Annotated in this window: 11 protein-coding genes and 1 pseudogene; 5 read left to right on the top strand and 7 right to left on the bottom strand. The window is 54.4% G+C overall.

Going from position 1 to position 9,128, the window contains the following annotated elements; genetic code table 11:
• The coding region (locus tag C482_RS08680) for a glycosyltransferase (RefSeq protein ID WP_006167176.1) at positions 1-469 on the top strand (469 nt) is incomplete at its 5' end.
• Positions 470-857: 388 nt separating this feature from the next.
• Complete coding sequence (locus C482_RS08675) at positions 858-1,418, top strand: cupin domain-containing protein (protein ID WP_006167175.1); 561 nt, start codon at positions 858-860, stop codon at positions 1,416-1,418.
• A gap of 476 nt (positions 1,419-1,894) precedes the next feature.
• On the opposite strand, the gene C482_RS08670 is transcribed toward C482_RS08675, so the two are convergent.
• From C482_RS08670 to C482_RS08655, 3 genes are all read right to left on the bottom strand, one after another.
• On the bottom strand, positions 1,895-2,845 hold the full coding sequence (locus tag C482_RS08670) for a coiled-coil domain-containing protein (RefSeq protein WP_006167174.1): 951 nt from the start codon (positions 2,843-2,845) through the stop codon (positions 1,895-1,897).
• A 273-nt stretch (positions 2,846-3,118) separates the two neighbouring features.
• Positions 3,119-3,850 carry a zinc ribbon domain-containing protein gene (locus tag C482_RS08660; RefSeq protein WP_006167172.1) on the bottom strand — a complete coding sequence of 244 codons (732 nt, stop codon included), beginning with the start codon at positions 3,848-3,850 and terminating at the stop codon, positions 3,119-3,121.
• A complete protein-coding gene (locus C482_RS08655; protein ID WP_049896582.1) occupies positions 3,843-4,070 on the bottom strand; it encodes an RNA-dependent RNA polymerase family protein in 228 nt (75 codons plus the stop codon). The genes C482_RS08660 and C482_RS08655 overlap by 8 nt, the downstream gene beginning before the upstream one ends.
• Before the next feature lie 237 nt (positions 4,071-4,307).
• On the opposite strand from C482_RS08655, the gene C482_RS08650 reads away from it, so the two are divergent.
• Together C482_RS08650 and C482_RS08645 are read left to right on the top strand one after the other, a co-directional pair.
• A complete protein-coding gene (locus C482_RS08650; RefSeq protein WP_193787745.1) occupies positions 4,308-4,574 on the top strand; it encodes a PhiH1 repressor in 267 nt (88 codons plus the stop codon).
• A gap of 248 nt (positions 4,575-4,822) precedes the next feature.
• Positions 4,823-5,644 (top strand): DUF4365 domain-containing protein, encoded by an 822-nt coding sequence (locus tag C482_RS08645; protein WP_006167170.1) that lies wholly within the window; start codon positions 4,823-4,825, stop codon positions 5,642-5,644.
• A gap of 55 nt (positions 5,645-5,699) precedes the next feature.
• Here the strand turns inward: C482_RS08645 and C482_RS08640 are convergent, their stop codons facing one another.
• From C482_RS08640 to C482_RS21775, 4 genes are all read right to left on the bottom strand, one after another.
• Positions 5,700-5,930 (bottom strand): hypothetical protein, encoded by a 231-nt coding sequence (locus C482_RS08640; RefSeq protein ID WP_006167169.1) that lies wholly within the window; start codon positions 5,928-5,930, stop codon positions 5,700-5,702.
• A gap of 132 nt (positions 5,931-6,062) precedes the next feature.
• Positions 6,063-6,560 (bottom strand): hypothetical protein, encoded by a 498-nt coding sequence (locus tag C482_RS08635; RefSeq protein WP_006167168.1) that lies wholly within the window; start codon positions 6,558-6,560, stop codon positions 6,063-6,065.
• Between the two features lie 144 nt (positions 6,561-6,704).
• Positions 6,705-8,075, bottom strand: a complete 1,371-nt coding sequence (locus C482_RS08630; RefSeq protein WP_006167167.1) for a hypothetical protein — start codon at positions 8,073-8,075, stop codon at positions 6,705-6,707.
• A 53-nt stretch (positions 8,076-8,128) separates the two neighbouring features.
• Positions 8,129-8,299 (bottom strand): hypothetical protein, encoded by a 171-nt coding sequence (locus tag C482_RS21775; protein ID WP_006167166.1) that lies wholly within the window; start codon positions 8,297-8,299, stop codon positions 8,129-8,131.
• 611 nt (positions 8,300-8,910) lie between these two features.
• On the opposite strand from C482_RS21775, the pseudogene C482_RS22105 reads away from it, so the two are divergent.
• Positions 8,911-9,128: pseudogene (locus C482_RS22105) on the top strand (DUF4157 domain-containing protein); the annotation flags it as partial.

Genomic DNA, 9,128 nt, shown 5'->3' with positions numbered 1-9,128 from the left:
CCTCGGCGAGCTGATCGACGCGACCGCCGAGACGGACCTGACGGTCGTCATCGCTGGCGACGGTCCCTCACGACCGACGCTCGAGGCGCAGGCGGAGGCACTCGAGTGCGATGTCACCTTCCTCGGCTTTCTCGACCGCGAGGAGTTACCGGCGTTCTACTCGGCGCTCGACGTGTTCGTCTTTCCGGGGCGGTTGGAGACCCAGGGGTTGGTGGCGCTGGAGGCGAACGCCTGCGGGACGCCGGTCGTCGCCGCGGCGGCGGGGGCGCTGACGCGGACGGTGATGGACGGCGAAACGGGGTATCACTATCCGCCAGGTGAGACGGCTGCGCTCCGGGAGGCGATCGACCGGACCCTTACGGAACAGGCGAGGCTGCGTGATCTCTGCTTGCGCCGTCGGGAGATGATTTCGGCGACGCATTCGCTGGCGCAGCTGCGGACACTCTACGACGAGCTCGCGTCAGCGTGAGTCGGCGTACTGCGTTGGTGGGTGCCGTTTCGGCGGTGACTGTGGAGCGAGTCGACGGATTGAGCGTGTGGATTGACCCAGTTTAGGGCGTTGTCCACAACCCTGCGGAGTTAGCGTCAGTTCTCAGACGTTCCAGTGTTACAGCGTCTGGATACGTTGAAATCGGCGTACAAGACTTAGAGAGTACATTTAGTACGATGGATTTGTTGTTTGGTTGTTTGTTTCGCCCCAAAGCCAGTGTCCCCTGTCAGTACGCTGTGAACTGACCGACGATCGTCCACGATGCGTTGCTCCATCTGACTGTTACTACTGTTTCCAAGATGAGACCTATATGTGCTATGTTAACGTGCCTATGATTGCCTCTGCACGGTCAGGGGCACGAGGGACCATGACCACAAAACGCAATCCAGCGGAGGGCATCTTGCGGAGAACAGTTCTGAAAGCCAGCGCGGCAACAGCGGGGGCGCTCGCCCTGAGCGGGACAGCGGCCGGCGACGAACACGACGACGAGGACGACGAGACCGATGAAGAGGTTGAGGTAGACGAACCTGATGGCTTCGAGGTCGAAATTCTCCAGGAACACGCTTCCTTCACCGACGACGTGGCTGCGACGTTCGAGGTGACTTACGACGACGCAGACGAATCGATCGTTGTCGACCTAGAGGACGCGTCGACCGTCATCCTCGCCGAGGCGACGTGGGAAGCGGACGCGGAGTCCGGATGGCACCGCCACCCCGGGATGTCCATCGTCCGCATGATCGAGGGCGAGATCGAGCACACGATGGAGGACGACTGCGTTCCGCGAACGTACTCGGCGGGCGACGCGTGGATCGACCCCGGCCACGTCCACAAGGCAGACAGCGAGGAAGGCGCGGTCGCACACGTCACCTTCCTCGGAATCCCCGACGGCGAACCTGCGACGGAGTGGGTCGAACCGGTCGAGTGCTGACAACCCACCACTCTTATCACTGTCTTTCGTCGATCGAACCTCAGTTCGTGCCCCGTTCGCGCTGTGCCTTCGGCAACTCCTCTCTCATAACTACTGGTGAGACACACCGCGAAACTCTGGGTTGGGCTTCCATTCCCTCTCAGCTATCGGTTGCCGCCGAACTGACGGGTTCCGGCTGATCGTTGTCCAGAGTCGTCGGTGGGGCTCGTTGCGCTTTGCACTCGCGTGGCCACGTCAGCATCACGGCCAGGATCATGATCGTTGCCAGTCCCCGGTGACACCTGCCGTCCTCGGTGATCGCTCTCGATCCGTCGGTGGCTCTGGACCGACGACGACCGATCGAGCGACAGCCTCGCAAGTACCGAGACACGCATCCACCCGCCATCACGTGGCAGTGCTGATCGTCGTGGGATGTGAGTCGTCGTCGTGGAGAGTGCACTCCTTCTCAGGGGGGTGTGATCAACCCGGGGACAGCCTCACCTGTCGACAGCAGTTGTCGCCGGACCAGTCTCCGCAGCAGTCTCAGTCTCTGTTCCCGTTCCAGTCCCAGCCCCAGCTACTCTCCTTCTCACTGTCTTTTCACCAGGACTCGCACCAGGAATCTCCGCCTCCTCCATCAGGAGCACACGTCGTTCAGTGTACTCGAGTCCGTTCTTGCGCTGGCGTTTCCGTCTGATCGCGAGCCGATGCTTCGAGAGATCAAGCAGGGCGTCGATTGTTCTGGAGACGAGTTTCTTCGCGTAGCTATCGCTGATGCCTGTCTCCTGTCTGCGAATCCAGTGTTTCATCTCGCTTGCGGTGACGTATTCGCGGACGCCGGCACAGCCGTTCTCCCAGGGGTTGTCGCCAACGCCGGGATCAGTTCGTGCTTTCCAGAGCCTTGCTGCAAGTCGAGACGGCAGCGAGGAGACCGTTGCATGGAGCATATCGTCGTCCATGGTCGCGAGTTGCTGGATCGGCAGGAGATCGCCGTGTGCGAGTGCGACGTTACCGCCACGCCTGAGCGGGTCATCGCTCTCGGGGAGTCGGAAGTAGTGTCTGCCGTCGTCCTTGCAAATGCGCTCGAGGCGGCCATCAGCCACGTCGATCTCGGTTTCGTCGACGTGTGTTTCGAGCAGATGGGCACCCTTCTCGAGTTCGCGGGCCTGGAGTTCGGTGACGCGTGCTTTGTTCGCGGCGAGTTTCTTCTCGTGGGCGTCCAGTCGCGCCTCGACGGGCGGCTGTGCGTCTTCGAGGTTGTCGATGCGAGTGCGGAGCTGGTCGTTTGTCGTCCGTGCTCGGTCGAGTGCCGTCTCGAGGTTTTCGAGTCGTGTGTCTTTCTTCTCGAGTTCGCTCTCGAGGGTGGTCACCCGCTCGCGCAGGGTTTCGAGTTCGGCAGTCAGTGTTTGCAGTGTGTTCGGGTCGGAGTGCTGGGGTTGTGTGCTCATGTCTGGTGTGGGGTGGGGTATGTCGTTGGTCGGGTGAGTCGGTGCTGTGTCGCTGAGACCTGGGGTGTGTTGTCGTCGATGCGACTGGGGCGGACACCAGTCGGCGAAAAGGGTGATCGAATTCGCAGGCGGGTGTTGGTACTGGCGGTGCCACTGGGGTTTGGCGGTGCCGCTGGCTTGGCGGTACCACTGCGGTTTGGTGGTGCCTCTGCCAGCCCGGTCGGTGCTGGTCCGGCAGTGGTCGCGGTGGTGATGGTGAGGTTGAGTGGGTGGTTACCCATCGTGCTCGCGTTGGCCACCGTCAGCCAGCATCGCGTGTCGGATATCCGTCGTAGCGTGTCGGTCGGCCGGCGCAGCATGTCCTTCGTCGGGCGTACCCGACCGCGTCGGGCGGTAGGCACAGCGCTGGCCGGGGTAGTACCGCTGAGCGAGGACCTTCGCGGCGTTGCAATCGGCGTAGACGCCGCCAACGTAGCAGTTCGGGTTCGTACAGCAGACGGTCTGACTCCGAACTCGCTCACCGATGACGCCGCAGGCGTGACACTCCAGCGAGGAGTACGATTCGGGGACCGTCGTGACCTCAAGGGCGTATTCGGCGGCTACAGCGCGGAGCCGGCGATGGGCCGCCGGGAGCAGCCATGCAGTTCCACGGTGTGCGTTGGGGTCGGTTAGCCACGCCCAGAGGTCGGTTTCGTGGTTGCTATCCTCGGTGACCAGGACGGGGTCGTCGTAGGCGGTCGCGTACTCACAGATCGTCCGTGCGGCGTCGTCGATCTTAGTGCAGATCGCGGTGTGGTGCTCTGTGATAGCCGAGCGGATGGTGTCTCGATCGGTGCCGCTGGCAAGGTGGGCGGCGGTCTGTGCACGCAGTTCGTCGAGGTGGGCACAGACATCGTCGCCCCTGATCACGTACGCGCCGATCCAGTCCGGCATCGTCACCGGACAGGCGGCATAGAGGTTGTGCTCGCCGATATCGACGCCGACCGCGGTGCGCTCTTTAGGCATCGCGATCACTGCCTGTCGGCTCGAAGAGAACTGCGTCGTCGCCAGCGACGTGGATCACGTCGTAGCGGGTGGCAGGGTCGCGGGTGGGTATTGCAGCGGGGAACTCTACTGATCGGCGGGTGGCAGGTGCGTCTGCGCTGTTCTCGTGGCCGGTCTGCTGGCCAGCTATACCATCGTCTAGTGGGCAATATTCATTGCCCCTCGGTTGCTCGTTCTTCATGGCTTCTTGAACCCGTGTAGGGATCGGAAGCCAAGTCCGGCGTGTGGGGGCACGCCGGGCAGTTTTCATGCCCGTACAGACCTGGCTTCTAATTCACATCTTGGAACGCTAGGCACATAATATTTACTGAGAATTACGCAGTAGACACTGGCTTACAAACAATGGGTGCTGTGGGTATAGCACCAACTCCATGTAACCGGGAATACTATGAGTTTAACAGTGAATACCGTACGTAAGATGCGACAGCCTGCGGATTGGATGGTCCCCAGTGATGATCGAATACTTGAGTTGCTTCGAGAGGAAGGAAACCTCACGCCACAGGCTGTTGAGGATTTTGGAGGTCCCGTTGCCGGGCACGCAAGTGATCGTCTCCCCGTGCTAGCTCAGTATGGGCTCGTCACGAAGATCTCTAGAGGGCTCTATCGAATCACCGACAGCGGGGAAGCATATCTTGATGAAAACCTTGACGCGAGCGAACTCGAGTCGGTTGCAGATTCTGAGTAGAATCTCTTTTCAGAACGTAGCTACCGGCTGGTGAACACAGCCTCTATTTTCCAATCTTTGCAATAACAATCTAATACACAGTTAGTGCAAAAGGTGGGCTGAAGGGTTGTTCTGAGGTCCTTGCTCACTGGTTTCAGTTATGCACACGACTAGCCCGCGTTCGTGTGCATATTCAGGAAACTGATCCTGTCGACGTGCAACCCCAAGCACCCCCACCTTGTATCTTATAGAAGCCCGTAGGATCAGTTATGCCAGACCGCAAGACCTATCCTCAACAGTACCTCGAGGAGATTAAAAGTGTAACAAAACTCGAGGATATTTTGTCGAAAACAGAAAAAGTGGTCCCTCATATTAATAGAGGTGATAGAGAACCTGGCGAAGATGGCTATGTAGTTGTTTTAAGAGAGAATGAATCGGTGTCTCTTGGTCGAATTGTTGTTCAGGTAAAGAAACTATCTGAGAAGAATTTAGATCCACCAAGCAAATCCATGGAGGTCTCTGGTATTTTGCACTATTTGTCTGAGGATGCGCCCTTTTTAATAGTTGGAGTTGATCTAACTAACGATTTGGCCTATTGGAAACATATAAACAATGACTATTTCCAAGAAGAAATCGAATCAGATCAAGAATATAAAACAATACACTTTAATTACGAAGACGAAATCTCGTATAATGACCAAGGATTTGTTGACAGTTTCAGGGATATAATAACCGAAAATAGAGAGATATATAATGGCGATCATATCGATGAGGTAGCGTCGGCAACTGCTGAATTACTAGATTCTGGTTACCATACTCGGGCATTTCGAATGTTAGAGCTAGAAATTCAGGATGCAGCGCGGTGTTTGCTCCGATATCGTGGTATTGATTTTGGACCATATGATAAGATTAGAGGTATTTTAAAAGTGAAAGGAATAACTGATCCACATCAGGATAAGACTTATAGAGTGATTTCGGAGTCATCTGACGATAGAATAAATAGATTCTCTGATGAAAGATGCGAAAGGATAGTAGAAAATGGTCTTGATCTACTAGAATACCTTTACGAAGAACAGGTGACTTCGGCCTAAGATTTCAGAAAAACAAGAAGATGCGGTTGATTTTGACTTTTGGCCTCCGCCACCGCTACTCAAGCTGGCGAACTGCGTCACTTACTGTAAGTCCGTGCTGCTCCGCGATCCCGGCAGCAAGATTCAAAGCCCAACCTTCTTTCTGAGTTCCCTTATGCTCCTGAGCAAGCATTGCGAGTGCATACACGATCAGTAGATCATCCTGTGGATGCCGCATGATGCCCACGTTTGGCTGCGGCTTCTCTGATAAACCCTCGTAGGTGTATCTGACAATCACGGTTATCATGGTCTTGCCACGTCCTATCAGTAGGGTAGCCCTGTTATGACATCCAATATCGGCCGGTTTATTTTTGCGCGAGCGCGGCGCGCGCTCTGCGTGCCGCGCAATTGCCCTGCCCCCTTAGGGGCATCAATGGTGTCACGCCTCTAGAACTCCTAAAGTTAGCAGCCCTATCAACAAGAGCAACAATCCAAATACTAGTGAATCGAATTTGGTGGCATCTCTCGTAGGATGTTCTTTTAACAAATTAAGTCTGATTACATACATTCCGAGAATGCCCAAGAAGGGGAGTACAGCCCCCACTTCTAGACCAAATAGATTGGAATCTGAAAGAATATGAGGATATGCGAATCCAAAAATCAAGAATATATAGGCCCCTGATCCGAGAATAATGTACCACTCGTTGAGTTTCTTGTCTCTCTTCTTAATGATGCTCTCACTGTCTGAAGAGGACAACATCGAAAACTCGGGCATCAAACTCATGTATTGCAAAAAGGCAGTTATTCCTAACAATGCAGTTCCTAAGGCAATGTGAGGTTCAAAATAAGAGACTCCGAGGGATATGGCAGAAACAACCGCACCAAATACAACAATGTTCAACTTCACTAATTCAAGTTTCAACTCTCTATCATCCATGATTGGCAATCATGTCCCACTTCATATTATTTTGGTGATACTGGGATATAGACAGAATCCGAGCCATCGAATAGCGGCGGTGCGGAAGTGGGGCAGTAAATTTGGTGTTTTGACCTTAGCCATAATTTTGGTTGAATCAGATGATTAAACTGAAGAAGGGTCTACGGACTCTGATTTGATTGGTGCATGATCAGGTGTTCCACTTTTGTTTAATAATTGGTCCGGGTATGCATCGTATGCGGTCCCAATGAGAAGTGCCTCAACTTCTGCAAGCGTTGCGGGCGTTCCATATGGACCAGCGTCTTCCTCGCGATTCCAAGCATGAACCCACAAGTACGTTTGCTGTGAGAGAGTTCGTGATTCTGGCTCAAACAGCGCTTCTACCCAATGGAGTTTCTTCTTGTCGTCACCATTGAGTGTATTCGATAGTTCACCGACGTGCCAGTAATTTCCATCACCCCAGCGGGCAAAACTATTCGTTGAATTCCGATCGCGTGCGATTTCGGTGAAATTCGAACTCAGCTGTTTCTTTTTGCCGTATACCTCTGCTTTTCCAATATATCGTGGAATCACCCTTTTGGCTGTGAGCTCATCGACCGGCTTCTCGAGTTGGTACATCATATACAGCAATCCATCGCAGTCACTCTCAGGAACGCCGTTCTCGTCGATACAGCGTTTTCCTTCACGACGGATTCGGCCATCGATCGTCTCTGATCGATTTAGAACCCCATCTTCACTTTTGACTTCCAGATCTTCAGTTGTCTCGAACAACGGAATTGGATCGGCAGTGTTCTCGTCATGGATGTCGGCAATAAGATAGTCGCTGAGCCACTCGTACCAGCGGTCGGCTTTCGACGCTGACTCAAACTGGTTATCGAATTGTAAGACCTGCTCATCGGAATCCATATCCACTACTGCGTCTGGTTCTTCAGGGACCCAATCGGGTCCAGCATGGCCGATTTCGTGAAGAATCCTGTTAGGAACGAACTCACGGTTTGCACAGATACGCCGGTACTGATCTTGATCGTGAACGAGTCCGACGAGTTTCGCCTCTAATTCCTGTCGATACGTCTCGAATCCGTATGGGCAGTGGTCGATCTCGTCAACATCGATGATCCAAACGTACAGTGGTCGATCGCTTCGGTCGTAAACTGTCGCAATATGATCGTACTTCGAAAAGCTTCCCCACTCACCATCGTCTTCCCACTCGGCAACCGGAAACGAGTTCCGGATCTTCCGAGAGTGTTGCCCAATTCGGGAACTGATATCACTTGATTCGCCGATATAGACAGGTGTGATATCACGAGGTTTCGAACATGGATCGTCTAATTGATAAATGAAATAGAGGTAATCACCATCATTCATTCCCCACTTATAGCTGCTCAATTCGCTGCTGGTTTCGATGTCACCGTCTTCGATCTCAAAGAGTGAAACCGGATCTGGAGTCTCGTCCGACTTGATATCCTGGAGAAGTGTTCTACTGATCCACAAATCCCACAGTTCTGCTTTTTTCATTGCCAGACCGTATTCTCATTCATGAACAGGAGAGTAATAAGTACTGTCAGGAATCAAGGTTTCAATTCAATCTGGGCAATCGCGTCAGTGACAGTGAGTCCGTGTTGGTGCGCAATGTCAGCTGCGAGGTTCAGTGCTTCCTCTTCTCGCTGAGTCGTTTTATTGTCGTGAGCGAGCTGTACGAGTGCGTAGACGATCAACAGGTCATCTTGTGGATGTCGCATAGCACCGAGTTTGGTCTCGGCTTCACTGATAAATTCTCGTGAGAGGACCCACCTCGTTTCGTGAGTTTCACTGGAGATTTTCGCGCGGAGGTGGGGGCAGGGCGCTGTAATTTTTTTTGCGCTGTCGCCTTGGCGACAGTGCGGAGGCGGGGCGGTTAGTTTGTGAGCTTGGCCTTTGCCACCACTGTCCAGAAGCCCACCTGCGTCACATTCCGAAAATCACCAACCGGCGACTGCTTGCGCGACCCACGCACCAACTCGTCAGCACCCACCTGCTCAGCAACGTCCAGAATCGCCGGCGACAAAGCTCCCAGTCGCACTCTGCACGCGCGTATCTACCCCAGCACCGCGACAGGACTCGACGGACTCGCGTGGGTCCAAGTCGCGCTCAGTTGTAGTCATTCGTCGTTCGTCTGTCGCCAGTCCTCACTTTCCAGAAAACGAGCATTAANCGGACTCGCGTGGGTCCAAGTCGCGCTCAGTTGTAGTCATTCGTCGTTCGTCTGTCGCCAGTCCTCACTTTCCAGAAAACGAGCATTAATATAACAAGAATTCAATGGTTCGTGTATGATCAACTCGCTTCGAATCGACAGTGTCCGGAGGGACACAACATGAAGAAGCAACGTCGTAACCGAACCGACTCGGAATCGAAGAGTGAGGACGAACGCGAGGAGCACCAGTCGTCGCAGTCACAGGCTGGTCAGGCCGGCCAGCCCATCACCCGGATGTCATCGGCACAACCTGCCGCTGGTATCCCTACAGCACCCGTCCCGCACGCTCCGGACCCACACGCACATGCACATTCGCCACCCGAAGCAACGCCACCGGG

The organism is Natrialba chahannaoensis JCM 10990, assembly GCF_000337135.1.
Classification (GTDB): domain Archaea; phylum Halobacteriota; class Halobacteria; order Halobacteriales; family Natrialbaceae; genus Natrialba; species Natrialba chahannaoensis.
This window is presented reverse-complemented; position numbering and strand designations above follow the sequence as displayed.

Bases quoted from the DNA above. Each gene is read 5' to 3' on its own strand.
- C482_RS08675 (WP_006167175.1), top strand. From the start codon at position 858: ATGACCACAAAACGCAATCCAGCGGAGGGCATCTTGCGGAGAACAGTT.
- C482_RS08670 (WP_006167174.1), bottom strand. From the start codon at position 2,845: ATGAGCACACAACCCCAGCACTCCGACCCGAACACACTGCAAACACTG.
- C482_RS08660 (WP_006167172.1), bottom strand. From the start codon at position 3,850: ATGCCTAAAGAGCGCACCGCGGTCGGCGTCGATATCGGCGAGCACAAC.
- C482_RS08655 (WP_049896582.1), bottom strand. From the start codon at position 4,070: ATGAAGAACGAGCAACCGAGGGGCAATGAATATTGCCCACTAGACGAT.
- C482_RS08650 (WP_193787745.1), top strand. From the start codon at position 4,308: ATGCGACAGCCTGCGGATTGGATGGTCCCCAGTGATGATCGAATACTT.
- C482_RS08645 (WP_006167170.1), top strand. From the start codon at position 4,823: ATGCCAGACCGCAAGACCTATCCTCAACAGTACCTCGAGGAGATTAAA.
- C482_RS08640 (WP_006167169.1), bottom strand. From the start codon at position 5,930: ATGATAACCGTGATTGTCAGATACACCTACGAGGGTTTATCAGAGAAG.
- C482_RS08635 (WP_006167168.1), bottom strand. From the start codon at position 6,560: ATGGATGATAGAGAGTTGAAACTTGAATTAGTGAAGTTGAACATTGTT.
- C482_RS08630 (WP_006167167.1), bottom strand. From the start codon at position 8,075: ATGAAAAAAGCAGAACTGTGGGATTTGTGGATCAGTAGAACACTTCTC.
- C482_RS21775 (WP_006167166.1), bottom strand. From the start codon at position 8,299: ATGCGACATCCACAAGATGACCTGTTGATCGTCTACGCACTCGTACAG.